Consider the following 25,835-nt stretch of genomic DNA (forward strand, 5'->3'; position numbering starts at 1 on the left):
GGTGCGGATATCCACCATGGCAATTTTGCCGGCAATGGCCCAATCGCTCAGGCTTGCCATTTCCTTGTCGGAGCGTAGTAACTGATATCAGTGGGCCTGCCCCGAAGCGCGTTCGCGCAGCGCCTTGCCGACTTCGGCCTCGATCTGGTAGGCCGGCCCCTCCAGGTCGTCATAGTTGCGCGTATAGCGCCGGGCGAACTCATCCACGCCCAACTCCTGGTACTGCTGCACATGCTTGAGCTCGTGCGCCCACAGGGCCACGTTGTCCTCGGCATCGCCGGCCCGGCGGAAGATGATCGTGTCGATCAGCGTCACGGCGTTTACGTCGGGGTTCTGCAGCAGCGCGTTGGCTGCGCTCATCTGCTGTTCGTCACCCACCCGAAAGCGCGCCGCATCGAGCACGGCAAAGTCGTACCATGTTTCAAGCTGCGCACGGATATGCAGCGGGATCGGTTCGACGCCGCTGGCGGTGGCCTCATCCCTGGCCTGGCGCAAGGCGAACGTCAGGCTGGACGTGGCCATGACCTCCACGTCCTTGAGAATCTGGCCGGCCTGCCCAGGGTCTATCGGCGCACAAAAACAGCCCATCAGGCACACCTGGTATTGCCCCGGTGGGCACGCTTGTTCGGCAAGCGCGGGCAGTGCCAGGGTCAGGCCCAGCAGCAGGCTAATCCGCTTCATGCAGGGCCTTTTCGACAAACTGGCGGCTTGCGTCCAGCACTTGCGACTGCACATGTTCAGTGGCCAGCATGCGCCCGACCATCAATGCACCTACGCACTGGCTGATCAGCACCCAAGCCAGTTGATCATCCTCCAGTGTTGCCCTCCAGGCCTGGTGCAGTTCGACCAGCCAGTGCTCGGCCTCTTCGCGCACGGGGGCTGCGGCCCGGGCGATTTCCACACCCAGCGGCGGCAGCGGGCAGCCGCTTTCGGCATTGTGCAGGTGGGCCAGGCTCAGGTACTGCTGCAGGCAGCGGCCCAGGCGCTCGCGGCTGGCGCCCTGAGTGGCCAGGCGGGCCAGCGGGCTGTTGTGCAGCTCCTGGCGTACCACCTCGGTAAACAGGTCGTCCTTGGAAGGGAAATGGTTGTAAAAGGCGCCGCCGGTCAGCCCGATTGCCTTCATCAGCCCGGCGACACCAGTGCTGGAAAAGCCCCCGCGCTTGGCCAGCGCACCGCTGCTGCTCAGCAAACGTTCGCGGGTTTGCTGCTTGTGTTCGTTGGAATAACGCATTCACTTGCCTCTGCAGGCGGGCTTGACGATGACCGGGATCATAACATAGCGTTCGTTTACTAAACGATCATTCACCAATGGAGGCAGGCATGTCAGAACAACAAAAAGTAGTGCTGGTGATCGGTGCGGGGGACGCTACCGGTGGCGAGATTGCCAAGCGCTTTGCCCGGGAGGGCTACATTGCCTGCGTGACGCGGCGGCAGGCAGAAAAGCTGCAACCGCTGCTGGAGGAAATCCGCGCCGCTGGCGGCCAGGCCCATGGTTTTGGCTCCGATGCGCGCAAGGAAGAGGAGGTGGCAGCGCTGGTCGAGACTATCGAGCGCGATATCGGCCCGATCGAGGCGTTTGTTTTCAATATCGGCGCCAATGTGCCCTGCAGCATCCTTGAGGAATCCCCGCGCAAGTACTTCAAGATCTGGGAAATGGCCTGCTTCGCCGGCTTTCTCACCGCTCAGGCGGTTGCCCGGCGCATGGTCCAGCGTGAGCGCGGCACGATCCTGTTCACCGGCGCCACCGCTGGCACCCGGGGTGCGGCAGGTTTCGCGGCTTTCGCCGGGGCCAAGCACGGCTTACGCGCCCTGGCCCAGAGCATGGCGCGAGAGTTGGGGCCACGGAATATCCATGTCGCGCATGTGGTGGTGGACGGGGCCATCGACACCGCCTTTATCCGCGACAGCTTCCCCGAGCGCTATGCCCTCAAGGACCAGGATGGCATCCTGGCCCCGGCGCACATTGCCGACAGCTACTGGTTTCTGCACGCCCAGCCCCGAGACGCCTGGACGTTCGAACTGGACCTGCGCCCCTGGATGGAACGCTGGTAAGCCCCTCTCACCACGCAAGGACCGTAACCATGCACAAGACTGTCGATTTCTTTTTTGACCTGGGCAGCCCGGCCAGCTACCTGGCCTGGACCCAACTGCCAGGCCTGTGTGCCCGCCAGGGTGCCACGCTGCATTACCGGCCTATGCTGCTGGGCGGGGTTTTTCAGGCCACCGGCAATGCTTCGCCGGCCATGGTGCCGGCCAAGGGGCGCTACATGTTTACCGACCTGGCACGCTTTGCCGCGCGCTATGGGGTACCGTTTGGGCTACCGCCGGGGTTTCCGGTCAATACCTTGGCCTTGATGCGCGGGGTGATGGGCACCCAGTTGCGCTCGCCAGAGCGGTTGGAGGCATTGCTGTCGGTGCTGTTCAATGGGCTGTGGGTGCAGCGTCGCAACCTGAGCGATAGCGCCGTTCTGGACGAAACACTGAGCCAGGCAGGGTTCGACCCGCAGGCGTTTCACGCGCTGGCGGCTGACCCTGAAGTGAAAGCAGCGCTCAAGCAGGCCACCGAGGTGGCAGTCGAACGCGGCGTGTTTGGCGCGCCGACCTGCTTTGTCGGTGAGGCAATGTTCTTTGGGCAGGACCGCTTGGACTTTGTCGAGGAGGCGTTAAGTCAGGGGGCCAGCAGCTTCTCGAGCTGAGTGCGTTCCCACAGGCTGAGCAGGTCGACTGGGTTGGTGCCGTAGCGCTGCCACGCCTCAATCCCGGCTTGCTGGCCGTCTGGGCAGCGGCAACTGATGCACTGCGCCAGGCCTTCGGCATCGAGGGTCAGCGTCAATTGCCAACCCTGGATGTCGACATCGACCAAACCGCCTTCGCGGCGTGCACTCACCTCAAGGTGATGCACGCCAAGGGCCGCGTTGCGCAGGCTCTGGTAGATGGCCCGGGTGTTCAGCGAAGCGCTGCGCATCAAGGTCAGAAGTTCGCCGGTGTGTTGGCGCTGATGATCTCGGCCTCGTCCGGGCCGATGTTCTTGAAACTGTGCGGCAGGGTAGTGGGGATGTAGTAGCCGTCGCCCGAGTTGAGTACGCTGACTTGGCCATCGACCCACAGCTCCACGGTGCCGCGGGTGACCAGGCCACATTCTTCGCCCTCGGCATGCACGATCGGCTCGCCGGAATCCGCACCCGGTGCGTACAGTTCGCGCAGCATGCGCATCTGCCGGCCCTCGACACTGGCGCCGACCAGCAGCATGCGCAAGCCGTTTCGGCCCAGATCGGGCTGCTCGCCGCCACGGAACACAAAGCGCTCTTCTCGCACCGGCTCGTCGAAGCTGAAGAACTCCGCCAGGCTCATGGGAATGCCTTCGAGCAGTTTTTTCAGGGAGCTGACCGAAGGGCTGACGCGATTCTGCTCGATCTGCGAGATCGTCGAATTGGTCAGCCCGCTGCGGCGGGCCAGTTCCCGTTGGGAGAGGTTGTTGCGTTCACGCACCAGTTTGAGTCGCGTCCCCGTGTCCATAGCCGCCTTGTAATCAGAGGTGTAAAAAATAATGAGCGACGCGCATTAAAACACACTCTGCACGCTTGCGCGCTGTGCTTCTCAGGCACGCTGGTCGCGCGGCATCGGCCATAGCCCGACCAGCAGCAACAGCGCGGCCACGGCCAGAAATGGCAGGCGCGGATCGAGGGCATACACCAGGGTGCCGGCCAGTGGCCCGATCACCGCGCCCATGCCCTGGGCGGCACCAATGGAACCGGCTGTGGCACCTTGCTCGGAGGCGTGCATGGCGTTGGCCGCCAGCGCTGAAAACGACGGGAACACAAAGCCCATGCCCGCGGCCGCGACAAAGTAGCAGCCCCATAGCCAGGGTGCGGTGGTCGCGAGCGAGCCGCAGGCAAAGCCGAGGGCCGAAACCGTGGCCCCTACCCGGATCATTTTCAGTGGCGGCCATTCCAGCTTGCGCAGCAGTACCTGTGACAGCATCAGTGCCACGCCCACCGTGGTCAAAGCGATACCGGCGGCCTGGGCAGCTTCTGCCGGGCCCAGGTGCAGGCGGTCCAGGGCAAAGAAGCCAACAATGATCTGCGACACGGTAACACTGAGCATGGCACTGAACGCGACCAGCAAGGGCCGGCGCAGGCGTGGGTCGTTCAAACGCACCGGGCTCGGGGCATAGTTGTGGGGTAGCGCCTGCGGCTTGAGGGTGAACAGCAGCACCAGGAAGGCACTGGCCGGCAGCAGCGACATGATATGGAAAGGCAGGCTCAGGCTATGCCGCGCCAGTAGCGCCGCCAGTGCCGGCCCTACTACCAGGCCGACAGCGTTGGCCGCCCCCAGCGAAGCCATGGCCCGGGCACGCCGCTGCGGCTCGACATGGTCGGCGATCAGCGCGTTGCAGCCTACCGGGATTGCAGCATAGAAGGCGCCGATGCAGCCGCGTGCGACCATCAGACCAATGAACGCTGCGGTCGCGCCCGGCAGCCAGCGCAGCGCGCCCTCGACAAACAGGCATAACAGCCAGTAAGCCAGGGTGAAGCCGGCGGTCCCCAGCAACAGGATACGTCGCCGGCCCAGGCGATCTGCCGCACGGCCCCAAGGCCGGGCCAGCAGCACCCAGACCACGCCGGCCACCGTCACGGCAGCGCCGGCCTGCCAGGTGGCCATGCCGAGTTGGCGGGCAATCGGGCCGATCAGGGCGACGAAGGCCATCATCGACATGGTACAGGCCATGTTGGCCAGCAGCAGCGGACGCAAGTCCAGGGTGCTGGCAGGTTTAAGGGTTGCAGGATCCTTTGCGACGTTCATAGGGCAGTCCAGGGCAATAAGGCAAAAAGAATGCCGATCTTATTAAGAATCATTATTGATTGTCGAATGCCCCGGGCTGCTGCAGGTCATTCGCTGCGGCGCAGGGGGCCAGGCCACATGCTACGCAACACGCCGTCGCGGCGCACCCACGCGTGCATCAAGGCTGCACCCACATGCACCAGCACCGTGGCGAACAACAGGTAGCCGGCCCAGCCGTGTGCCAGGCGCAACACGGCATACAGTTGCAGGTTGTGCGGGGCGATGGCGGGTAAGCCCAGCGGGCGAGGGTAGTCGCCAGCCGACAGCATGGCCCAGCCCAGTAGCGGCATGGCCAGCATCAAGCCATAGAGCAGCAAGTGCGATGCCCCGGCGGCCCAGCGCTGCAGGGTTGGCAGGTCTCGCGGCAAGGGTGGGTGAGGCACGGCCAGGCGCACCCCGATACGCAGCACTACCAGCACCAGCAGTGCCAGGCCGGTGGCCTTGTGCAACCCGATCAGTACAGGGTGGCGTAGCGACAGGTCTGCAACCATGCTCACACCAATGAACAGCATGGCCAGGATCAGCACGGCCATCAGCCAGTGCAGCAAGCGGGCGAAAGGGTGGAAGGCTTCGGGTTTCATGGGCGGGCTCCGGTGCTGAGCGATTCACGGCTGCGGCGGTTGAACGATTCCGAGTAGGCAGCCGAACGGGCGGCGAGTATCGGGTCGGCAGATGCCTCTATGCCTCGGGGCAGGATCAACGGGTCGAAGTTGAGATCGCGGCATGCCCCCTGCTCAGGGGCGTCGACCTGTTCCAGCACCAGGGTGCCGGCATCTACGCTGCGCCGCTCGGCAGGCCAGGGCCGGGCAGGGTCGTCCACCGCATCGCCGGGTTCGGCCAGCACCAGGCGAAGGGTCCAGCGCAGCGGGCCCTGGGCCAGGCGTTGCTGCAGGTCGTGCTGCAGGAACTGCTTGTCATCGATCTGGGTGGGCAGCGCGGTAAACGCGGTTTGCGGCTCAAGCTGCCAGCGCACCGGATGGCGCGCGCCGCCTGCGTCGATAAGGTGGAAGGCGTTGATGCTGTGGTATTGGGTACTGGCGAAGCTGTTGCTGGGCTTATAGCCCGCCGCCCATTGGCGGAACGCCGCGCTTTCCGGGTGGGCTGCAAAGAACGCCTGCAGGCTGGCAGGGTTCGGTTTGCCGGTGGTCGGGTCTGGCGTGTTAGCCAGTACTTGCTCGTAGAACCCTTGCGGTGTGCTGATTGCCAGCACCGGCGGGTTGTTCATGCCGGTGCGCCAGACCTGCCCGTCGTCGGTGCTCAGCTCAATGGCCAGGCTGCGCACGGGTATGCCGGTGTCCGGTGCGAACGGGTTGGCACCGCCAATGGCGAAACGGCCGGTCACCGGCACGCGTGCCTGGCTGAAGACGCGCGCAGTAGAGAGGTTGGCGGCCTGCCCGCTGGCCTGGAAGTAGCCGCTGACGCACAGGCCCTTGGCATGGTTCTTCCGGTAGCCTGGATAATGCCCGGCCTGGGCCTCGAAGGTGTCGATGATACGCTGTGGCGTCAGCCGGCTTTCGCCGAGCCAGCCGGCGGCGTAGGCAAAGCCGGCGCCTGCGGCCAGCATCACGGCGCCGATGGCAGCCAGGCGCACGGCTTTCGCCGGGCCGTGCAAAGGTGAGTTCATGGTCATCGTCCGGTTTGGTGAAGGTGCCAGTACGACGCGGCAGGGAAAAACTTATTCCATCGGCGGGAATAGAATTTCCTGGCAGGCGTCTGCCTTTACAATGACAACTTCAAAGGTCGGGACTTTTCCATGCACGATCTGGATGACCACCAGTGGCGCGAGCTGCTGGCCCGCCTGCGCCGCTTTGCCGTGTGGCTGACCCGCGAGCCGGGCAGCGCCGATGACCTGGTGCAGGCCACGGTCGAGCGGGCCCTCAGCCGACGCGACCAGCAACGCGATGCCGAGGCGCTGCGGGCCTGGCTGTTTACCATCCTCTATCGGCTGTTCCTTGACGGTAAGCGCCGCGACCGCCTGCATGCGCGCTGGCTGTCCTGGTTCGGCCGTGCCGAGCGCGAGGAGGAACCGGTCGGGGCCAACCTTGAGGCCATTGTCCTGGCCCAGGCCGACTTGAAGGCGTTTGCCCGGCTGACGGCCGAACAGCGCGCCTTGTTGCTGCTTATCAGCATCGAAGGCTTGAGTTACAAGGAAGCCGCCCAGGCCCTGGGCATCCCCATCGGCACTGTGATGTCGCGCCTGTCGCGCGCCCGCAGTGCCTTGCGCGAACTGACCGAGGGCACTCCCCAGCCCCCGGCCTTGCGGAGACTGAAATGACGCGCCTGATCCCCAGCGAAGACGAATTGCACGCTTACGTCGATGAGCGCCTGACGCCTGTGCGCCGGGCCGAGGTGCAGGCCTGGCTGGCGGCCAACCCGCAGGCTGCGGCGCGGGTGGAGGGCTGGCGCGCAGATGCCCGCCGGTTGCGTACGGCGCTGGCCGGGTTTGGCGAACTGCCCGGGGCGGCGCAGCTGGACCTTGGGCAGGTGCGTCGGCAGTTGCGCCAGCGTCGGCAGCGGCGTTGGGCCGCAGCGGCGGTGGTGATGCTGGCATTGGGTGTGGGAGGGCTGGGCGGCTGGCAGGTGCGCGATGCGTCCCTGGCACGCGCCGACCTGCCCATGGCCGATGCCGTCCAGGCGCACCGTTTGTTTGCCGGCAGCGAGGCGCTGGATATCCAGGCCAGTGATGCGGGGCAGTTGCGCGACTGGTTGGGGCGGCATTTCAGCCGCGTGGGGCAATTGCCGGACCTGGCAGGCTATGGCTTCAAACCGGTGGGGGCGCGCTTGCTCAGCAACGAGCAGGGGCCGGCGGCGCTGCTGGTGTTTGAAGATGGCAAGGGCCAGCGCATCAGCCTGTTCTTGCGCTCACCGGGCGAGCTGTATCGGCGCATGCCGGACGGGCAGCGGGTCGATGGCCAGCTGGAGGCGCGGTACTGGTCGCATGGGGCTTACAACTTTGCTTTGGTCAGCGCGGCGGACGATGTGCGTGGGGCCGGGGTGGGGGAGGCGTTGCGGTTGGGGTTGTGAGTGCTCGCCATAACAATTTCAGCGCCTGTGCGATCGAGCGCCGCCCGCGCGGCGCAAGCCCGCTCCCACATTTTTTGCAACGTACCGAACCTGTCAGGCCATGGTTGTCAGCCTTGTTGGCTCGACGCAAATTCATGGCTGGCGCTGCCGCCCCCCACCCATCTCAAGACATGCACCAAGGCTGACCACGCCGCTTCCATAGGCATGGCCACGTTGCAACAAATGTGGGAGCGGGCTTGCCCCGCGAAGCGCCGCGCGGGCGGCGCTCGATGTCAGCAGCCCCACACCTCTTGAGCCAGGCCACCGCGAAGCGCCGCGCGGGCGGCGCTCGATGTCGCCAGCCCCACATCTCTTGAGCCAGGGCCACCGCGAAGCGCCGCCCGCGCGGCGCTCGGTCTAACCGGCACTACAATCCCCAAGGCGTGCACCTTGGGCCCACACCAGAATCAGCTCAGTTCCAGCCAGATCGGCGCATGGTCCGACGGCTTTTCCATGCCACGCAGTTCATAGTCCACGCCCGCTGCCTTGATCCGCGGCACCAGGTGCTGCGAGGCCATGATCAGGTCGATGCGCAGGCCACGCTTGGGATCGTCCTCGAAACCACGGCTGCGGTAGTCGAACCAGCTGAAACGGTCGGTCACGTCTGGGTGCAGGTGGCGGAAGCTGTCAACCAGGCCCCAGCCTTTCAAGCGCTCCATCCACTCACGCTCTTCCGGCAGGAAGCTGCACTTGCCGGTCTTCAGCCAGCGCTTGGCGTTGTCCGCGCCGATGCCGATGTCGCAGTCCTGCGGCGAGATGTTCATGTCGCCCATGACCAGCAGTGGCTGGTCGTTGCGGAACTGGCCTTCCAGCAGTGCCTGCAGGTCGCTGTAGAAACGCTGCTTGGCCGGGAACTTGGTGGGGTGGTCGCGGCTTTCGCCCTGGGGGAAGTAGCCGTTCATGATGGTGATCGGGTTGCCATCGGCATCGGCGAAGGTGCCCCAGATGAAGCGGCGCTGGGCCTCTTCTTCATCGGTGGCAAAGCCCTTGTGCAGGCTCAACGGGGCCTGACGCGACAATAGCGCCACGCCGTAATGGCCTTTCTGGCCGTGGTAGTGCACGTGGTAACCCAGCGCCTGCACGTCGGCCAGCGGGAACTGATCGTCGCTGACCTTGGTTTCCTGCAGGCCGATCACGTCTGGCTGGTGCTTTTCGATCAGCGCTGCCAGCTGGTGCGGGCGGGCTCGCAGGCCGTTGATGTTGAAACAGACGATCTTCATGGAAAGACGATCCCGGTAAAAGGCGGGATGCTAGCCGACATCGCCCCACATCACCAGCATGGCGGCTTCGGGAGCCTGCTGCTAACGTGCTGTAGGGGGTGAACGAAGCGCGGTGGTGCACCTCCAAGGCAATGTATGCCCATTCCAGGAGGTCTGCCCGCAATGCCCGAAACCACTGCCGCTCCGGCTCAAGTCTGCCTGCTCGATGACGGCTACAGCCGCGAGGCGCGTTCGCTGCTGTACAACGCCTACCGCCACGAACCTACCTTTGCCTATATCTTCGAAGCCCAGCGCCCGGGTTATGAGCGCCGCTTGCGGGTAATGGTGCGCGAATGGGTGCGCCAGCATTTCTACCTGCAATTACCTGCCATCGGTTTGCTGTTGGACGACCGCCTGATTGCCCTGGCCCTGATCGTGCCACCGCAGCGCCGGCTGGGCGTGGCCGACAGCTGGGCCTGGCGCCTGCGCATGATCCTGGGGACCGGCCTGGCCTGCACGCGGCGCTACATGGACTACCAGGCTGCTTTGGCTACCTGCCTGCCAACCGATCAGGTGCATGTGTTGCCATTGCTGGGCGTGCACCCGCAATTCCAAGGCAAGCACTATGGTGAGCAACTGTTACAGGCCGTGCACGACTGGTGCGCGGACGACCCCGGCACACAGGGCGTAGTGCTGGACACCGGCAACGAGCACTACCTGGCCTTTTACCAGCGCCAAGGCTACGAAGAAATCGGCGAGGTCGCTGTAGGGCCGATCCGGGAACGGGTGTTCTTCCATCCAAATCCCGTCGCTTCAACCTCCACTTTTGCCTGAACATCCCGCCAGGCGGCTCCCTTGAGCGCCTGGCTCTGGTAGCATTCCCCGCATGACGTATTCAGGAAGATTGACCTGGGGCCTGGTTATCTGGGCCGCCAGTTTCGCAGCATGGGGCCAGAGCGAGCTGCTGGTGAAGGTAAAACCAGCCAACAAAGCGCTCAAGGCCAATGTCGAAGGCTATATAGGCACCCTTGGTGACCGCGATGAAGAAGCATTGTTACGCTTCAGTCGCGGGGCAGAGGAGCAAGCGCGCAAAGCCGCGCAGGCACTTGGCTACTACCAGGCGCAGATCGATGCCGAGGTTAAGCCCCCCAAAGATGCAGACCATTCCCCGCAACTGATCCTCAGCATCAACCCGGGCGAGCCGATCCGCCTGCGCAACGTGACCGTGCGCATCGAAGGCCCCGCCAGCGAAATGAAGGCCTTTCGGGTGCCCGACAGCAAGGCGCTGCGCGCAGGCGAACAACTGAACCACGGCAATTACGAGGATGCCAAGCGGCTGATCCAGAACCAGGCGTCGCGCTACGGCTTTTTCAGTGGCCGCTTCAGCCGTCAGCGCCTGGCGGTTGACCCGCAGGCCGGTGTGGCCGATATCGAACTGGTCTACCAGAGCGGCCCGCGCTACCACCTGGGCGCCGTCACGTTCGGCGGCGACACGCCGCTGGACGATGACCTGCTGCAGCGCATGGTGTCGTTCAAGCCGGGCACCCCCTACGACTCGGAACTGATTGCCGAACTGAACAATGACCTGCAATCGAGCGGGTATTTTGAAGGCGTGCGGGTGGATGCTGCGCCCACCGCCGCCGTGGGTGAAGAAATTCCGGTGGATGTCCGCCTGGAAACCCGCAAACCACGCACCATGGGCCTGGGCCTGGGCTTCTCGACCGACGTCGGTCCGCGTGGCAAGGCCAACTGGACCCGCCATTGGGTCAACCCGCAGGGCCATAGTTATGGTTGGGAAACCGAGCTGTCGGCACCCCGGCAGAACGTTGGCCTGTGGTACGACATCCCCCTCGACCCGCCACTGACCGACAAGTTGCGCTTCGCCGGCGGTTACCAGAACGAGGAGCTGGCCGGTACCGATACCCTCAGCAAACTGCTGACAGTCGGCCCCGAGTGGCACAGCAAGCTGCCAAGCGGCTGGCAGCGGGTCATTTCGCTCAAGTACCAGCGCGAGGAGTATCGCCTGGGTGACGATTCCGGGTTGAGCAACCTGCTGATGCCTGGCGTGAGCTATTCGTTCCTGCGCAGTGACAACCGCATCGACCCGCATAACGGCTACCGCCTGCAGTTCGACGTACAGGTGGCCAAGGAAGGGCTTGTTTCCGACACCAACCTGTTGCACGGCAACGTACTGCTCAAAGGCTTGACCACCCTTGGCCACAACCACCGCCTTCTCGGTCGCGTACAGTTCGGTGGCAGCGCGACCAATGGCTTCAAGAACAACATTCCGCCTTCGCTGCGCTTCTTCGCCGGTGGCGATCAGAGCGTGCGTGGCTACGACTACCAGACCCTGTCGCCGAAGAACAGCGATGGCGACCGCATCGGCGGGCGCTACCTGGTGGCCGGCAGTGTCGAGTACCAGTATTCGCTGACCGAAAAGTGGCGGATCGCGACGTTTGTCGACCAGGGTAACTCGTTCAACAACCTTGAGCTGCCCAGCCTCAAGACCGGTGTCGGTTTTGGTGTGCGCTGGGTATCGCCGGTCGGGCCGTTGCGCCTGGACCTGGCCAAGGCGCTGGATGACGAAGGGGGCATTCGCCTGCACTTTTCCATGGGGCCTGAGCTGTGAAACGCGTGATCAAATACATTCTGCTGGGCCTGCTCGGGGTGGTTGCGAGCCTGGGCCTGGTGCTGGGCCTGCTGCTGGGTACCGAGGCGGGCAGCCGCTGGGCGCTGGGCAAGGTGCCCGGGCTTGAGGTGGCCGACTTCCAGGGCCGCCTGGCGGGCAGCTGGCAGGCCAGCATGCTGCGCTGGGCCGATGGCGGCAGCACGGTAGAGGTGCAGGCACCGCTACTGACCTGGTCGCCTGCCTGCCTGCTGCGCGCCACCCTGTGCTTCGACCGGTTGCAGGCACAACGCATCGACATGGCCTTTGCGCCAAGTGCCGAGCCGGCCGAAAGCGGCCCGCTGCAGTTGCCGGCGCTGCGCTTGCCGCTGGCCATAGAACTCGGCGAGGTCAAGGTCGGCCAACTGCGGCTGGACGGCAGCGACCTGCTGGGTGACTTGCAACTGGCGGCGCACTGGACCGGCAGCGGGATGCGCATCGACAGCCTGCACCTGCAGCGCGATGACCTGCAATTGAACCTGCAGGGCGACCTGCAGCCCGAAGGTGACTGGCCAGTGCAACTCCAGGCGCAGCTGCAACTGCCGGCCGTGGACGGCAAACCCTGGCAGTTGGCACTGACCGCCACCGGCGAATTGCAAAAGACCCTGAAGCTTGCCGGCACCAGCAGCGGTTACCTCGACGCCACGCTGAACGGGCAGTTGCAGGCGTTGGCCGAGCACCTGCCGGCGACCCTGCAGATTCGTTCAGAGGCGTTCAAACCGGCGGGCTCGCTGCCCGATACCTTGCAGTTGAATCAGCTCAAGCTTGATGCCAAGGGCGATCTGCTCAAGGGTTATCAACTGTCGGGAACGGCCAGCCTGCCGGCTGAACAGTCGCCAATCGCGTTGGCGCTGTCCGGGTTGGTCGACAGCAAAGGTGCCAGGCTCGATGCCCTTGACCTGACCGCCAGCGACACCCAGCGCGTGAAACTGCAGGCCACGGCCGACTGGCAGCAAGGCCTGACCGCCGACGCGCAACTGGACTGGCAGGACTTCCCGTGGTTGCGCCTGTACCCGCTGGAGACGCCGCCCGAGGTCACCCTCAAGCGCTTCAACACCCAGGTGCATTACCGCGATGGCAATTACCAGGGCACCTTCAAAGGCGACCTGGACGGCCCGGCAGGGGCGTTCAGCCTGGCCAGCCCGTTCGAAGGTGACCTGACCCAGGTGAAACTGCCGCAACTGGCGCTGACCGCCGGGCAAGGCAAGGCCGCCGGCAGTGTGGCCGTGCGTTTTGCCGACACCTTGGCCTGGGATGTCGACTTGCAGCTTACGGCGCTCGACCCGGCCTATTGGCTGGCGGAGCTGCCGGGGACTTTGGCAGGGCCGCTGCGCAGCAAAGGCGAGATGAAGGGCGAGGTGCTCACCCTTGATGCCCAGCTTGATCTGAAAGGCCGCCTGCGCGGCCAGCCGGCAGTGCTCAAGGCCGAAGCCCAGGGGGCGGGGCAGAACTGGACACTCGGCGCCCTGGCGATCCAGCTGGGTGACAACCGTATCAACGGCAGTGGCAGCATGCAGCAGCGCCTGGCCGGGCGAATCGACCTTGACCTCCCGCGCCTGGGCCAGCTGTGGCCAAGGCTGCAAGGCCAGGTCAAGGGCCGGCTGGATGTCGCCGGCACCTTGCAGGCTCCGCAAGGCACGCTGACCTTGCAGGGCCAGCGCTTGGCCCAGGCCGAAAACCGGCTGCAACAGCTGGACCTGGATGCCCGCCTGGACAACGCCCAGCGCGGTGTGATCGAGCTAAAGGCCACTGGCATTCACCTGGGCGACACGGCATTGGGCACGCTGCAGGCCAACGGCAAAGGCGACATTCGCCAGCAAGCCTTGACCCTGGCGCTGGATGGCCCGCAACTCAAGCTTGACCTCGGCCTGGATGGCCAGTTGAGCAAGGGTGACTGGCGTGGCCGCCTTGCGAGTGGGCGTATCCAGGCCGGTGGCCAGGATTGGCAACTGCAATCGCCGGCACGCCTGCAGCGTCTGGCCAGCGGCCAGCTGGACTTCGGTGCCCATTGCTGGCGCTCTGGCCAGGCCAGCCTGTGTGGTGACGACCAGCGCCTGGCGCCCGAGCCGCGCTTGCGCTACCACCTCAAGCAGTTCCCGCTCGACAGCCTTGCCCAATGGCTGCCAAAAGACTTCGCCTGGCAGGGCCTGCTCAATGCGGATATCAATCTGGACATCCCGGCCAGCGGCCCCAAAGGCAACATTGTCATTGATGCCAGTGGCGGCACGCTGCGTGTGCGCGACAAGGGCCGTTGGGTCGATTTCCCCTATCAGGCCCTGCGTGTCGACAGCACGTTGGCGCCACGGCGTATCGATACCCGCCTGGCGTTCCGTGGGGAGCGCCTGGGCGAGCTGAACGTCAATATGCGCCTTGACCCGCTGGGCAAGAACAAGCCGTTGTCAGGTGATTTCCGCCTGGCCGGGCTGGACCTGTCGGTGGCGCGTCCGTTCGTGCCGATGGTCGAACGCCTGGCCGGCCAGCTCAACGGCAGCGGCGGGCTTTCGGGCACCTTGCTGGCACCACAGGTCAACGGCAACCTGATGCTCAGCGGTGGTGAAGTCAGTGGCGCGGAGTTGCCGGCCAGCCTTGAGGACCTGTCGTTGCAGGCACTGATCGCTGGCGAGCAGGTGCAACTCAATGGCAACTGGCGCAGCGGCGCTGCAGGGCGCGGCCAGTTGAGTGGCAACCTCACGTGGGGGCAGGCATTGGGCATGGAGCTGCGCCTGCAAGGCCAGCAACTGCCGGTCACGGTCGAGCCCTATGCAACGCTGGAGGTTGCGCCGGACCTGACCTTGCGCCTGATCGACGACAAACTGGCGGTTACCGGCAAGGTGCAAGTACCCAAAGGCAAGATCACCGTGCGCGAACTGCCACCGTCGACCGTGAAGGTATCGGATGACACGGTAATCGTCGGTCACCAGACCGAAGAGGGCAAACCGCCCATGGCGATGGCCATGGACATCGATGTCGAGGTGGGCCGCGACAAGCTGTCGTTCAGTGGCTTTGGCCTGACCGCCAACCTGCTCGGCCACGTGCATATCGGCGACAACCTCGACACCCGTGGCGAGTTGAGCCTTGCCGACGGCCGCTACCGTGCCTACGGCCAGCGCCTGACCATCCGCCGTGCGCGCTTGCTGTTCGCGGGCCCGATCGACCAGCCGTACCTGGACATCGAAGCCATCCGCACGGTCGATGATGTGATTGCCGGTATCCGCCTGAGCGGCAGTGCCGAGCAACCCACAACCAAGGCGTTTTCGGAACCGGCCATGAGCCAGGAGCAGGCGCTGTCGTACCTGGTGCTGGGGCGCCCCCTGGGCAACTCTGGCGAGGACAACAACATGCTTGCCGAGGCAGCGTTGGGCCTGGGGCTGGCTGGCAGCGCCGGTATTACCGGCAGCCTGGCCTCGAGCCTGGGCATCGACGACTTCCAGCTGGACACCGAAGGCTCGGGCAACACCACCAGCGTAGTCGCCAGTGGCAACATCACCGAGAAGCTGAGCCTGCGTTACGGCGTGGGTGTGTTCGAACCTGCCAACACCATCGCGTTGCGTTACAAGCTGAGCAAGAAGGTGTACCTGGAAGCCGCCAGTGGGCTGGCCAGCTCACTGGACATCTTCTACAAGCGCGATTTCTGAAGTGGTGTCGGGGCGGCCGTTATCGGACGGTCGCCGCCTCGATGAATTCATTGGTCTCTGGCGAGGGCTGCGGATCAAGGGCGCGTACCGGGACGATCAGGTTGGTGTACTCGTCTATCAGCCGGTTCAGGGCTTCTGGTGGCTCGCTGGCCTGGAACTGCATGCGGATCTGCACTTCGTCCGGGTCACGGCTTTCGCCCTGACGGCCCTGGCCCCCGATGGTGACCTTGAAGCTCGCAGTCTTGCTCTCGCTCGCAGTCAGCAGAGCCTGTTGCGCTTCGGTCCCTTTGACCCGTACCGACAGGTCGACCTGCATGCGCTCCAGGGCCAGGCCCTTGGGCGACACCAGTGCAAACAGGGGGACGCGCATGATGTGCTTCCCATCCATGGCCACCTCGACCATCTTGGCTTTCATGGGGGCGCCCAGGGCGTCGCTGTCGCACTCGAAGAACTGGTCGAACAGGTTGATGTACTGTTGTGCAATCAGGCTGTTGGTGGCGCTGGCGGCTTCTTGCAGGCCACGGGTGATCTCACGCAGGTCGATGGAGGTCATCGGGGCAGGGGGGGTGTTCAAGAGCTCGCCTCCTCAGGCCAGGTGGTGCCCCCCGATGCTGGCCAGGGGGCTGTTGTACGGCGCAGGGGGCGTCTCAAGGGGTGACGGTGCCGGTATTGGCAACAGGGCCTTTCAAGGTATCGGCCTGGGAGATTTCGTCCGGGCTTTCCAGGGTGGCGGTCTTGCTCACGGTCGGTTTGGTCGCCGCGTCGGTCAGGAACTCGATCACCCTCATCATGGCTTCAGGTGGCTCCTGGCGTTTCATTGTCGTATTAAAGGCGTAGCGAGCGCGGGTATCGGTCTTGCGTGTTTGGGCGGACCGGTGGCTGACGCTGCCCTTTACGTTCAGCTTGAATGGGCCCCAGCCCAGCGAACCGGTCACCTCTGCACCCATCTCAGTGCTGGAGGTGTCCTCCGACATCTGATTGATGATCAGCTCGAATTCGACAGTGCCTTCATCAATGGAGATGTTCGGGTGTGTGATGGCCGCCAGCAGCGGCACCTTCATGGTCTTGCTGACCACACCCTTGTATTCACCCTGTTCGTCGACGATGGTCTCGTCGTAGTCGAACTGGATGGCCACGGCCTTGCCGTCCTGCACGCACACCTGCATCAGGAAGTCGGCGTACGACTTGCTCGCGGTAACCTGTGCCTGGACCATGGCCTGCAGGGGGCCTGCGATCATGCGATCCATGGGCAAGGCGTTGATCACGGACCCGATGAGGCTGTTGTCTATCGACATGTCTGTTTGCTCTTTGTGTTGAGGGGAAAGGTGGCCACCCTTGGCGGCCTAGGTACTGGCCGTCAGCGAGCGCAGGTTTCCTGGCGACGGATGTTGCCGATCTGGCGCAGGCTCAGGCCGTACTTGTTGGCCAGCAGGCTGCGTGAAAGGCCATTGGCGCTTTCTTTCTGGATCTGCTGATTGCGCAGCTGGCGCAGGAAGTGGTCAGCCTTGGGGATCTCCAGGGCTACTCCGGCAAAGCGCTTGATCAGTGCGTCCAGCGCTTCGGCCGGCAGTACGTCGGCGAGCTTGGTACGCTCGCGGTACTTGGGGATGTATTTCGGCCTGCCGCCGTAGGCGCAGGTCAACTGGTAGGCGTTGTCGATGCCGATACAGTCGACCAGGGCCTGCAGCGAGTGGGGCAGTTGGCTGATATCGATGAGGCTCAAGTCTGGTAATTCCATATGGCGCTCCTTCGGGATGGGGAATGTGCGACCCGATCACCAGCGGCGTTATGTCGACGGTGTGAGCAAATTCTGTGTGACAGCCACGGCGCGTCGCTAGGCGACATATGGGTTGCGGTTTGTAGCCTCGGTGAACAGGGGTTGCAGGCAGCGATATCCTGCGTTGTAGGAGATGTCTTCACGATCTGGCTGTGGCCGTTGATTTCCCATCAGGGCACTCCGCTCGTCCAATGATGGGGCGGGGTACCCTCAGTTGCAGGGGTAGCTGCTCAGCAGGCTGGCGCTGCGCAGGTAGGCGTGAGGGGCGTCGAGCATGCCTGGGGGCAGCGTCCGCCAGTCGACCAGCAGGCACAAGGCATGCAATGGCTGGCCGCCGCGCTGCCCGATCACCGTGCCGGAAAAGCTGCGGCGGTAAAGCGCCTGGGTCTGGTGCAGCGCCTGTACCTGATCGGCTTGGGCCAAGGTCTGCCGCGCCAGATCGGGCAACTGGGCCATGGGAGCACTGAAATACACCGGCGCACCGTTTGCCTGCAGGTAACCGGCCTGACGCACGCGTTGCCACAGTTGTTGCCACTGGCTGGCGCCGGCATGGCGCTCCAGGTCGCGGCCCAGCTCAAGCAGTTGCGCTGTCGTCACCTCGCGGGTGTCCAGCGCGTGAAGGGTAAGCGGTGTCAGAATCAGGGACGCGAACAGCAGGGGTTTGTACATGATGCCTCCGGCATGGGTGCTTGGAGCCCCATGCTTTCAGGCGGTCGCCGCCCTACCCAGCAGGAAATGCAGCGCCGGGCCCTATGGGCGTTGTATCATTGCCACGGCTCGTTGCGAGCCATTTGCCCCTGATGTTGCAAGGAACTTTCGATGACACACGTGCAGCGCCTCAAATATTCCCTTCTGATCATCCTGGTGGTACTGGGCCTGATGCTGGGCCTGTCCCACCTGCAGAAGCAGGGCACGATCAGTGAGCAGACCTTCCAGATGGCGGCCATCGCCATCGCCGTGGTGGTCGTGGTGATCAACGGCATTCTGCGGCGCAAGGTCAAGCCCTGATCCGTGCGGGCCGGCCAGGTGTGGCCGGCCATGCGCTCAGCGCGTGTGTGTCTGCTCCAGTACGGCGCGCGCCTGGGGGTTGAGGCTGTAGCATTTGTCGTTGCCCAGTTCGATGACACCTTCGGTGCACAGCCGCTTGAGCACCTCTCGCACGCTAAGGAACGACAGTGGAATATCCAGCTGTTCCAGTTGTGCGTGCACGCCGCGTACGCCAATACTGCGGCCATTGCGGTCAGCGGCGTGCAAGGCATCGATCACCTTGAGCCGGATCAGGCTGGTACGCAGGCCGAAGGTGCGCAGCAGCTCGCGGATCTGTTCGTTGCCGATGCGTTCCTCAGAAAAAACGTCCTGTCCGTTGGGCGCTTTGCCTGGGACGCGCCCAGCGTGAGTCGAGGGTTGCGGGTTGTACATGTGAATGCTCCTTTTCGTGGACGAACCCGAAATGTGGTTGCCTCACTTACTAGGACGAATGAGAACGCAAAAACTGCAACCCACTCGTAAAAAAAATGGCTGTTCCTCTTCAAGACGTTCCATCGCCTTGTAACACGTAAAATTTTCACCTGGCCGTTCGTCTGATCGGGATAGACCCGAACCCGAGGAGCGCCCGTGTTTTCACTTTCCCGTCCCATGACTCGCGCAGGCTTGGCCGCTGCATTGGTGGCCTTCAGCGTTGCCGTGCAGGCGCAGCCCGCTACTGATGCCAGCGCGCAGATCCGTCGAACCAGTTACGGGGTGCCGCATATCGTGGCCAAGGATGAGCGCGGCCTGGGCTACGGCGTTGGCTATGCCTATGCCCAGGACAACCTGTGCCTGCTGGCCAACGAGGTGCTGACCGTGAGCGGTGAGCGTTCACGCCATTTTGGTGCCAAGGGCAAGACCCTGGAGCAGCGCGACAACCTGGCCAGTGACCTGTTCTTCACCTGGCTCAACAGCCCTACGGCGGTCGAAGCGTTCCTGCAGGCGCAACCGGCGCAGGTGCAGGCACTGCTGGCGGGCTATGCCAGCGGCTACAACCGGGCACTGGCCGAGCGTCGCCGCGAAGGCTTGCCCGCCGAATGTGGCAACGGTGAGTGGCTGCGGCCAATCACCAGCCAGGATCTGGTCAAGCTGACCCGCAGGCTATTGGCCGAAGGCGGTGTCGGGCAGTTCGTCGAAGCACTGGAGGGGGCGCAACCACCTGCACAGAGCCCCCAGCAGGCGTCGGCGGGTTTCGCCAGCGCACTGGCGCGGCAAGAACGCTTTGCCACGGAGCGCGGCAGCAATGCGGTGGCCGTGGGCGCGCAGCGTTCGGCCAATGGCCGCGGCCTGTTGTTGGCCAACCCGCACTTCCCGTGGATGGGCGGCATGCGCTTCTACCAGATGCAGCTGACCATCCCTGGCCAGCTGGATGTGATGGGCGCGGCATTGCCGGGCCTGCCGGTGGTCAATATCGGTTTCAACAGGCACCTGGCCTGGACGCACACCGTCGACACCTCCAACCACTTCACCCTGTATCGGCTGCAGCTCGACCCCAAGGACCCGACCCGTTACCTGCTTGATGGCAAGTCGCTGCCACTGGCCCGGCAAACCATCAGCGTTGCGGTCAAGGCAGAAGATGGCAGCCTGAGCCAGGTAGAGCGGCAGGTCTACAGCTCGCAATTCGGCCCGGTGGTGCAATGGCCCGGGCGCCTGGACTGGGATGCGCACGCGGCCTACAGCTTGCGTGACGCCAATCTGGACAACACCCGGGTGTTGCAGCAGTGGTACCAGATCAACCGTGCCGACAGCCTGGCGGCGCTCAAAGGCTCGGTCGAGCAGTTGCAGGGTATTCCTTGGGTCAACACCTTGGCCGTGGACCAGGGCGGTGGGGCGTTGTACCTGAACCAGTCGGTGGTGCCGTATGTCGACCAGCAACTGCTGGCTGCCTGCAGCAACCCGCAAGGGCAAGGGCGCATGGTGGTGCTGGATGGTTCGCGCAGCGCCTGTCAGTGGAAGGTCGACCCGCAGGCTGCGCAACCGGGAATCTTCCCGGCGCGACTGCTGCCGAGCCTTGAACGCCAGGATTTCGTACAGAACTCCAACGACCCGGCCTGGATGGTCAACCCGGCGCAGCCGCTGACCGGCTATTCACCCTTGGTCAGCCGCAGTGACCAGCCGCTGGGCATGCGCAGCCGCTTTGCCCTGCAGCGCCTGCAGGGCACGGCAAAGCTGGGCGTTGATGACCTGCAGCGCATGGTGACCGACGACGAGGTCTACCTGGCCAGCCTGGTGCTGCCAGACCTGCTGCAATGGTGCGAGAGCGCAGGCGCAGATGTGCAGGCCGTGTGCAGTAGCCTGGCGGCCTGGAATGGCAAGGCCGACCTCGACAGCGGCATTGGCCTCGTGCATTTCCAGAACCTGTTCAACGCCCTGGCCGAACACCCGGAAAGCTGGCGGGTGGCCTTTGACCCGGCCGACCCGCAGCACACGCCGCGTGGTTTGGCGGTGGAGCAGGCGGCGGTGCGCAAGCTGGTACATGACGCGGCGCTGGCATCGCTCAAGCAGGTGAACGACAGCGGTGTAGCAGGGGAGGCGCGCTGGGGGCAGGTGCAGCAGGCGCTCGATGGCACGCCGGTACCGGGTGGCCCGCAAGCGCTGGGTGTGTACAACGCGATGTACAGTGTGCCGCACGGGCAGGGCAAGCGGCTGGTGGTCAGCGGTACCAGCTACCTGCAACTGGTCAGCTTCACCGACAAGGGGCCGGAGGCTCGTGGGTTGCTGGCGTTCTCCCAGTCGAGCGAAGCGGCTTCGGCGCATGCCAGTGACCAGACCAAGGCCTTTGCGGCCAAGCAGCTGGCGGTGATGCCATTTACGGAAGCGCAGATCAAGGCAGACCCGGCGTATCGGGAAGTGGTGATCAGTGAGCGGGACAAAGGGGCAGTGGCGCAACAGTAGCGCTTTCTGCTGCGACTGCGACCTTGCAGGAGCGGCCTTGTGCCGCGAAAGGGCTGCGGAGCAGCCCCGGCAATTTCGGTGGTTATGCTGAGATCTGGGGCCGTTGTGCGGCCCTTTCGCGGCACAAGGCCGCTCCTGCATGGGGCACGCAATGCCCGTCAGGAAAACTCGAACGGCGCCAGCTGAAACCCGTGCTCATCTACCTGCAAGGCCCAGCCCCGGCGGTCCCAGTCCCCCAGCACGATGCGCCGTGCCGGCTGCCCATCAACCACCAGCTTGTGTATCGCCGGCCGGTGGGTATGGCCATGTACCAGCGTGCGCACGCCGTGCGCCGCCATCACCTTGGGTACTTCCTCGGGCGTGACGTCGACAATCTCGGTGGACTTCATCCGCGTTTGCGTGCGGCTTTCGCTGCGCAGCTTGCGCGCCAGCTTGTAGCGGGTGGACAGCGGCAGGTGCCGCAACACCCACAGGCTCAGCGGGTTGCGCAGTAAACGGCGCATCTTCATGTAAGCCAGGTCGCGGGTGCACAAAGTGTCGCCATGCATCAGCAGCACCTGCTCACCGCCCAGCTCGATCACGCTGGGGTCGCTCAACAGCGTGCAACCTGCCGCGTCGCAAAACGCTTGGCCAATGAGAAAGTCACGGTTGCCATGCATCAGGAAGATGGCCGTACCGCTGTCGCTCAGCCGGCGCATGGCCTGGCAGATCGACTGCTGGAAGGCGGTCATGGCATCGTCGCCGATCCAGGCTTCGAAAAAGTCGCCCAGGATGTACAACGCCTTGGCGTGGCGGGCACGGCCGTCGAGCAGATCAAGAAACGCCCGGGAAATGTCCGGGCGCTCTTCTTGCAAATGCAGATCGGAGATCAGCAGTATCACCCAATGATCTCGGCTTTCTCGATGATCACGTCTTCTTTTGGTACGTCCTGGTGGCCGGACTTGGAACCGGTGGCGACCTTCTCGATGGCATCAACCACTTCACGGCCTTCGATCACTTCGCCGAACACCGCGTAGCCCCAGCCCTGTACGTTCTTGCCGCTGTGGTTGAGGAAGTCGTTGTCGGAAGCGTTGATGAAGAACTGCGCCGAAGCAGAGTGCGGCTCCATGGTGCGGGCCATGGCGATGGTGTACTTGGCGTTTTTCAGGCCGTTGTCGGCTTCGTTCTGGATGCTGGCACGCTTGTCACGCTTTTCGTTCATGCCTGGCTCGAAACCGCCGCCCTGAATCATGAAGCCTTTGATCACACGGTGGAACACGGTGTTGGTGTAGTGGCCTGCGTTGACGTATTCGATGAAGTTGGCCACGGTAATCGGGGCTTTTTCAGCGTTCAGTTCAATGACGATGTCGCCGTGGTTGGTGGTCAGTTTGACTTTGGACATGCTGAAACTCGCTTTTTCAAGGCAATCGGGAATTAGGGTGCGCAGGGCGCCGGTTATCACCTGACGCATGTTCAGGCGATCACGACACATGGCGCGCACTGGCCATTTTGCCAGGCTTGGGCAAAAAGCCGTGATAAATCACGCCAGTTTGTCCGGGCCCGACTGTCAGCAGCTTGACTGCTTCGGCTATGATAGGCCCTTTGATTCAATCGGCCTACCCAGGCCGGACACGTGCATTCAAGGATCCTATGAGCAAGCCCACTGCCGACAACGCGCCCAACGCCGCTGCCAAAGGCGCCCCCGCTGTCCCTGCGAACTTCCTGCGGCCGATCATCCAGGCCGACCTGGACTCGGGCAAGCACAGCAGCATCGTCACTCGCTTCCCGCCGGAGCCTAACGGCTACCTGCACATCGGCCACGCCAAATCGATCTGCGTCAACTTCGGCCTGGCCAAGGAATTCGGGGGCGTCTGCCACCTGCGTTTCGATGACACCAACCCGGCCAAGGAAGATCAGGAATACATCGACGCCATTCAAAGCGACGTCAAATGGCTGGGCTTCGACTGGGCCGGCGACGTGCGTTATGCGTCCAGTTACTTCGACCAGTTGCACGACTGGGCGGTCGAGCTGATCAAGCGTGGCAAGGCCTATGTCTGCGACCTGACCCCTGATCAAGCGAAAGAATACCGCGGCAACCTCAAGGAGCCGGGCAAGAACAGCCCGTTCCGCGAGCGTAGCGTGGAAGAAAACCTCGAGCTGTTCGCCCGCATGAAGGCCGGTGAGTTCAAGGACGGCGAGTGCGTGCTGCGGGCCAAGATCGACATGGCCTCGCCGAACATGAACCTGCGCGACCCGATCCTGTACCGCATCCGCCATGCCCACCATCACCAGACCGGTGACAAATGGTGCATCTACCCCAACTACGACTTTACCCACGGCCAGTCGGACGCTATCGAGGGCATCACCCACTCGATCTGCACCCTGGAGTTCGAAGGGCATCGCCCGTTGTACGAATGGTTCCTCGACAACCTGCCGGTGCCGGCGCACCCGCGCCAGTACGAGTTCAGCCGCCTGAACCTGAACTACACCATCACGTCCAAGCGCAAGCTCAAGCAGCTGGTTGATGAAAAGCACGTCGACGCCTGGGACGACCCGCGCATGTCGACCCTGTCCGGCTTCCGTCGCCGGGGCTACACCCCGGCTTCGATCCGCAACTTCTGCGAAATGATCGGCACCAACCGCTCCGACGGCGTGGTTGACATGTCGATGCTCGAGTTCAGCATCCGTGACGACCTGGACCGCACCGCACCGCGCGCCATGTGCGTGCTGCGCCCGCTGAAAGTGGTCATCACTAACTACCCGGAAGGTCAGGTGGAGCAGCTTGAGCTGCCGCGCCACCCGAAAGAAGACATGGGCGTGCGTGTGCTGCCATTCGCACGCGAGCTGTACATCGACCGCGATGACTTCATGGAAGAGCCGCCCAAGGGCTACAAGCGCCTGGAACCGGCCGGTGAAGTGCGCCTGCGTGGCAGCTACGTGATTCGCGCCGACGAGGCCATCAAGGACGCCGATGGCAATATCGTCGAGCTGCGTTGCTCGTACGACCCGGACACCCTGGGCAAGAACCCTGAAGGCCGCAAGGTCAAGGGCGTGATCCACTGGGTGCCGGCCGAGGGCAGCGTCGAGTGCGAAGTGCGCCTGTACGACCGCCTGTTCCGCTCGCCGAACCCGGAAAAGACCGAGGACGGCGGCAGCTTCCTGGACAACATCAACCCGAACTCGCTGCAAGTGCTCAGCGGTTGCCGTGCCGAGCCGTCGCTGGCCCAGGCGCAACCCGAGGACCGCTTCCAGTTCGAGCGCGAAGGCTACTTCTGCGCCGACCTGAAAGACAGCCAGCCGGGCCGCCCGGTGTTCAACCGCACTGTCACCCTGCGTGACTCCTGGGGCAGCTGAGGAAACGCCGTGCTTACCATTTACAACACCCTGAGCAAAGCGAAGGAAACCTTCAAGCCGCTGGATGGCAACAAGGTGCGCATGTACGTGTGCGGCATGACCGTGTACGACTACTGCCACCTGGGCCATGGCCGCAGCATGGTGGCCTTCGACCTAGTCACCCGTTGGCTGCGCAAGAGCGGCTACGAGCTGACGTACGTGCGCAACATCACCGACATCGATGACAAGATCATCAACCGGGCCAACGAGAACGGCGAAAGCTTCGACGCGTTGACCGCCCGCATGATCGACGCGATGCACGAAGACGAGCGCCGCCTGAACATCCTGCCGCCAGACCAGGAGCCGCGTGCCACCGACCATATCGCCGGCATGCACGCGATGATCCAGACCCTGATCGACAAGGGTTATGCCTACGCCCCGGGCAATGGCGACGTGTACTACCGCGTCGGCAAGTTCGTCGGCTATGGCAAGCTGTCGCGCAAGAAGATCGAAGACCTGCGCATCGGTGCACGCATCGAGGTCGACGAAGCCAAGCAGGACCCGCTGGACTTCGTGCTGTGGAAGGGCGTCAAGCCCGGTGAGCCGAGCTGGGAATCGCCATGGGGCCCGGGCCGTCCGGGCTGGCACATCGAGTGCTCGGTGATGTCCACCTGCTGCCTGGGTGAGAGCTTCGACATTCACGGCGGTGGCAGCGACCTGGAGTTCCCGCACCACGAGAACGAGATTGCCCAGAGCGAGGCGGCCACAGGCAAGCAGTACGCCAACGCCTGGATGCACTGCGGCATGATCCGGATCAACGGCGAGAAGATGTCGAAGTCGTTGAACAACTTCTTCACCATCCGCGATGTGCTCGAGAAGTACCACCCGGAAGTGGTGCGTTACCTGCTGGTGGCCAGCCACTATCGCAGCGCGATCAACTACTCCGAAGACAGCCTGCGTGACGCCAAGGGTGCGCTTGAGCGCTTCTACCACGCCCTGCGCGGCTTGCCACGGGTGGCAGCCAAGGGCGGCGAAGCGTTTGTCGAGCGTTTCAGCGTGGCGATGAACGACGACTTCGGTACCCCCGAAGCCTGCGCCGTGCTGTTCGACCTGGTGCGCGAGATCAACCGCCTGCGCGACAGCGACCCGGAGGCTGCTGCCGGCCTGGCTGGCCGCCTGCGCGAGCTGGGTGAAGTGCTGGGTGTGCTGCAGCTGGAGGCCGATGACTTCTTGCGTGCAGGTGCCGAAGGCAAGGTCGATGCTGCCGAGGTGGAAGGCCTGATTCAGGCGCGTCTGCAGGCGCGTACCGACAAGAACTGGGCCGAGTCGGACCGTATTCGCGACCAGCTCACCGCGATGGGTGTGGTGCTGGAAGACAGCAAGGGCACGACTACCTGGCGTTTGGCTGACTGATCGGCGTA

General features: G+C 64.0%; 26 protein-coding genes. 11 read left to right on the forward strand and 15 right to left on the reverse strand.

The features are described 5' to 3' along the window. Nucleotides 1-87 precede the first annotated feature (87 nt). Entirely contained in the window at nucleotides 88-681 is a 594-nt protein-coding gene (locus tag ABI582_RS27610; protein WP_442120865.1) for an eCIS core domain-containing protein, read from the reverse strand. Then, nucleotides 668-1,231: a TetR/AcrR family transcriptional regulator gene (locus ABI582_RS27615; RefSeq protein WP_442120866.1), complete on the reverse strand. Its 564-nt coding sequence runs from the start codon at nucleotides 1,229-1,231 to the stop codon at nucleotides 668-670. Before ABI582_RS27615 ends, ABI582_RS27610 begins: the two co-directional genes overlap by 14 nt. Nucleotides 1,232-1,320: 89 nt before the next feature. Here ABI582_RS27615 and ABI582_RS27620 point away from each other — a divergent pair, with 89 nt between their 5' ends. Continuing rightward, the gene (locus ABI582_RS27620; protein WP_338747236.1) at nucleotides 1,321-2,052 is read left to right on the forward strand and encodes an SDR family oxidoreductase; all 732 of its coding nucleotides are present in this window, start codon (nucleotides 1,321-1,323) and stop codon (nucleotides 2,050-2,052) included. A 29-nt stretch (nucleotides 2,053-2,081) separates the two neighbouring features. After that, nucleotides 2,082-2,696, forward strand: coding sequence for a 2-hydroxychromene-2-carboxylate isomerase (locus ABI582_RS27625; RefSeq protein WP_338747237.1), 615 nt, complete (start codon nucleotides 2,082-2,084; stop codon nucleotides 2,694-2,696). On the opposite strand, the gene ABI582_RS27630 is transcribed toward ABI582_RS27625, so the two are convergent. The 5 genes from ABI582_RS27630 to ABI582_RS27650 all read right to left on the reverse strand — a co-directional run bounded on the left by ABI582_RS27630 (nucleotide 2,669) and on the right by ABI582_RS27650 (nucleotide 6,472). Next, the gene (locus tag ABI582_RS27630; RefSeq protein WP_338747238.1) at nucleotides 2,669-2,968 is read right to left on the reverse strand and encodes a DUF7693 family protein; all 300 of its coding nucleotides are present in this window, start codon (nucleotides 2,966-2,968) and stop codon (nucleotides 2,669-2,671) included. The two genes, ABI582_RS27625 and ABI582_RS27630, sit on opposite strands and share 28 nt — an antisense overlap. Nucleotides 2,969-2,970: 2 nt before the next feature. After that, the gene (locus tag ABI582_RS27635) at nucleotides 2,971-3,516 is read right to left on the reverse strand and encodes a cupin domain-containing protein (RefSeq protein ID WP_063423590.1); all 546 of its coding nucleotides are present in this window, start codon (nucleotides 3,514-3,516) and stop codon (nucleotides 2,971-2,973) included. An 81-nt stretch (nucleotides 3,517-3,597) separates the two neighbouring features. After that, a complete protein-coding gene (locus tag ABI582_RS27640) occupies nucleotides 3,598-4,803 on the reverse strand; it encodes an MFS transporter (protein ID WP_063423589.1) in 1,206 nt (401 codons plus the stop codon). A gap of 86 nt (nucleotides 4,804-4,889) precedes the next feature. Next, on the reverse strand, nucleotides 4,890-5,423 hold the full coding sequence (locus tag ABI582_RS27645; RefSeq protein WP_016499998.1) for a cytochrome b: 534 nt from the start codon (nucleotides 5,421-5,423) through the stop codon (nucleotides 4,890-4,892). Next, entirely contained in the window at nucleotides 5,420-6,472 is a 1,053-nt protein-coding gene (locus tag ABI582_RS27650) for a catalase family peroxidase (RefSeq protein ID WP_442120867.1), read from the reverse strand. Before ABI582_RS27650 ends, ABI582_RS27645 begins: the two co-directional genes overlap by 4 nt. A gap of 123 nt (nucleotides 6,473-6,595) precedes the next feature. On the opposite strand from ABI582_RS27650, the gene ABI582_RS27655 reads away from it, so the two are divergent. Next, a complete protein-coding gene (locus ABI582_RS27655; protein WP_063423586.1) occupies nucleotides 6,596-7,117 on the forward strand; it encodes a sigma-70 family RNA polymerase sigma factor in 522 nt (173 codons plus the stop codon). Next, nucleotides 7,114-7,866: an anti-sigma factor family protein gene (locus ABI582_RS27660; protein WP_338747240.1), complete on the forward strand. Its 753-nt coding sequence runs from the start codon at nucleotides 7,114-7,116 to the stop codon at nucleotides 7,864-7,866. The genes ABI582_RS27655 and ABI582_RS27660 overlap by 4 nt, the downstream gene beginning before the upstream one ends. Before the next feature lie 446 nt (nucleotides 7,867-8,312). Here ABI582_RS27660 and xthA read toward each other — a convergent pair whose 3' ends face one another. Further along, complete coding sequence (gene xthA, locus ABI582_RS27665; protein WP_442120868.1) at nucleotides 8,313-9,125, reverse strand: exodeoxyribonuclease III; 813 nt, start codon at nucleotides 9,123-9,125, stop codon at nucleotides 8,313-8,315. A gap of 162 nt (nucleotides 9,126-9,287) precedes the next feature. Between xthA and ABI582_RS27670 the strand changes: the two genes are divergently transcribed. The 3 genes from ABI582_RS27670 to ABI582_RS27680 are packed head-to-tail and all read left to right on the forward strand — an operon-like array spanning nucleotide 9,288 to nucleotide 15,404. After that, on the forward strand, nucleotides 9,288-9,938 hold the full coding sequence (locus ABI582_RS27670) for a GNAT family N-acetyltransferase (protein WP_258910076.1): 651 nt from the start codon (nucleotides 9,288-9,290) through the stop codon (nucleotides 9,936-9,938). A gap of 52 nt (nucleotides 9,939-9,990) precedes the next feature. After that, on the forward strand, nucleotides 9,991-11,733 hold the full coding sequence (locus ABI582_RS27675; protein ID WP_338747242.1) for an autotransporter assembly complex protein TamA: 1,743 nt from the start codon (nucleotides 9,991-9,993) through the stop codon (nucleotides 11,731-11,733). Next, nucleotides 11,730-15,404, forward strand: coding sequence for a translocation/assembly module TamB domain-containing protein (locus ABI582_RS27680; protein WP_442120869.1), 3,675 nt, complete (start codon nucleotides 11,730-11,732; stop codon nucleotides 15,402-15,404). Before ABI582_RS27675 ends, ABI582_RS27680 begins: the two co-directional genes overlap by 4 nt. 19 nt (nucleotides 15,405-15,423) lie before the next feature. Here ABI582_RS27680 and ABI582_RS27685 read toward each other — a convergent pair whose 3' ends face one another. The 4 genes from ABI582_RS27685 to ABI582_RS27700 all read right to left on the reverse strand — a co-directional run bounded on the left by ABI582_RS27685 (nucleotide 15,424) and on the right by ABI582_RS27700 (nucleotide 17,850). Next, nucleotides 15,424-15,978, reverse strand: coding sequence for a DUF2589 domain-containing protein (locus tag ABI582_RS27685; RefSeq protein ID WP_132840449.1), 555 nt, complete (start codon nucleotides 15,976-15,978; stop codon nucleotides 15,424-15,426). Between the two features lie 73 nt (nucleotides 15,979-16,051). Next, nucleotides 16,052-16,699 carry a DUF2589 domain-containing protein gene (locus ABI582_RS27690; protein WP_338747244.1) on the reverse strand — a complete coding sequence of 216 codons (648 nt, stop codon included), beginning with the start codon at nucleotides 16,697-16,699 and terminating at the stop codon, nucleotides 16,052-16,054. A gap of 62 nt (nucleotides 16,700-16,761) precedes the next feature. Continuing rightward, a complete protein-coding gene (locus ABI582_RS27695) occupies nucleotides 16,762-17,142 on the reverse strand; it encodes a Mor transcription activator family protein (protein ID WP_258657081.1) in 381 nt (126 codons plus the stop codon). A gap of 249 nt (nucleotides 17,143-17,391) precedes the next feature. Further along, on the reverse strand, nucleotides 17,392-17,850 hold the full coding sequence (locus ABI582_RS27700; protein ID WP_338747245.1) for a hypothetical protein: 459 nt from the start codon (nucleotides 17,848-17,850) through the stop codon (nucleotides 17,392-17,394). Nucleotides 17,851-18,000: 150 nt separating this feature from the next. Here ABI582_RS27700 and ABI582_RS27705 point away from each other — a divergent pair, with 150 nt between their 5' ends. Further along, complete coding sequence (locus tag ABI582_RS27705; RefSeq protein ID WP_016499986.1) at nucleotides 18,001-18,189, forward strand: hypothetical protein; 189 nt, start codon at nucleotides 18,001-18,003, stop codon at nucleotides 18,187-18,189. A gap of 36 nt (nucleotides 18,190-18,225) precedes the next feature. On the opposite strand, the gene ABI582_RS27710 is transcribed toward ABI582_RS27705, so the two are convergent. After that, the gene (locus tag ABI582_RS27710) at nucleotides 18,226-18,600 is read right to left on the reverse strand and encodes a hypothetical protein (RefSeq protein ID WP_016499985.1); all 375 of its coding nucleotides are present in this window, start codon (nucleotides 18,598-18,600) and stop codon (nucleotides 18,226-18,228) included. A 195-nt stretch (nucleotides 18,601-18,795) separates the two neighbouring features. Here ABI582_RS27710 and pvdQ point away from each other — a divergent pair, with 195 nt between their 5' ends. Next, nucleotides 18,796-21,102, forward strand: coding sequence for a bifunctional acylase PvdQ (gene pvdQ, locus ABI582_RS27715; RefSeq protein ID WP_442120870.1), 2,307 nt, complete (start codon nucleotides 18,796-18,798; stop codon nucleotides 21,100-21,102). A gap of 158 nt (nucleotides 21,103-21,260) precedes the next feature. On the opposite strand, the gene ABI582_RS27720 is transcribed toward pvdQ, so the two are convergent. Both ABI582_RS27720 and ABI582_RS27725 read right to left on the reverse strand, forming a co-directional pair. Next, entirely contained in the window at nucleotides 21,261-21,983 is a 723-nt protein-coding gene (locus ABI582_RS27720; protein ID WP_442120871.1) for a UDP-2,3-diacylglucosamine diphosphatase, read from the reverse strand. Beyond that, nucleotides 21,980-22,483: a peptidylprolyl isomerase gene (locus tag ABI582_RS27725; protein WP_041168048.1), complete on the reverse strand. Its 504-nt coding sequence runs from the start codon at nucleotides 22,481-22,483 to the stop codon at nucleotides 21,980-21,982. The genes ABI582_RS27720 and ABI582_RS27725 overlap by 4 nt, the downstream gene beginning before the upstream one ends. 248 nt (nucleotides 22,484-22,731) lie before the next feature. On the opposite strand from ABI582_RS27725, the gene ABI582_RS27730 reads away from it, so the two are divergent. Together ABI582_RS27730 and cysS are read left to right on the forward strand one after the other, a co-directional pair. Further along, on the forward strand, nucleotides 22,732-24,435 hold the full coding sequence (locus tag ABI582_RS27730) for a glutamine--tRNA ligase/YqeY domain fusion protein (protein WP_338747249.1): 1,704 nt from the start codon (nucleotides 22,732-22,734) through the stop codon (nucleotides 24,433-24,435). Nucleotides 24,436-24,444: 9 nt separating this feature from the next. Then, nucleotides 24,445-25,827, forward strand: a complete 1,383-nt coding sequence (cysS, locus tag ABI582_RS27735) for a cysteine--tRNA ligase (protein WP_258657087.1) — start codon at nucleotides 24,445-24,447, stop codon at nucleotides 25,825-25,827. Nucleotides 25,828-25,835: the final 8 nt, after the last annotated feature.

The organism is Pseudomonas sp. SAS7 (assembly GCF_052112345.1).
GTDB lineage: Bacteria > Pseudomonadota > Gammaproteobacteria > Pseudomonadales > Pseudomonadaceae > Aquipseudomonas > Aquipseudomonas putida_Q.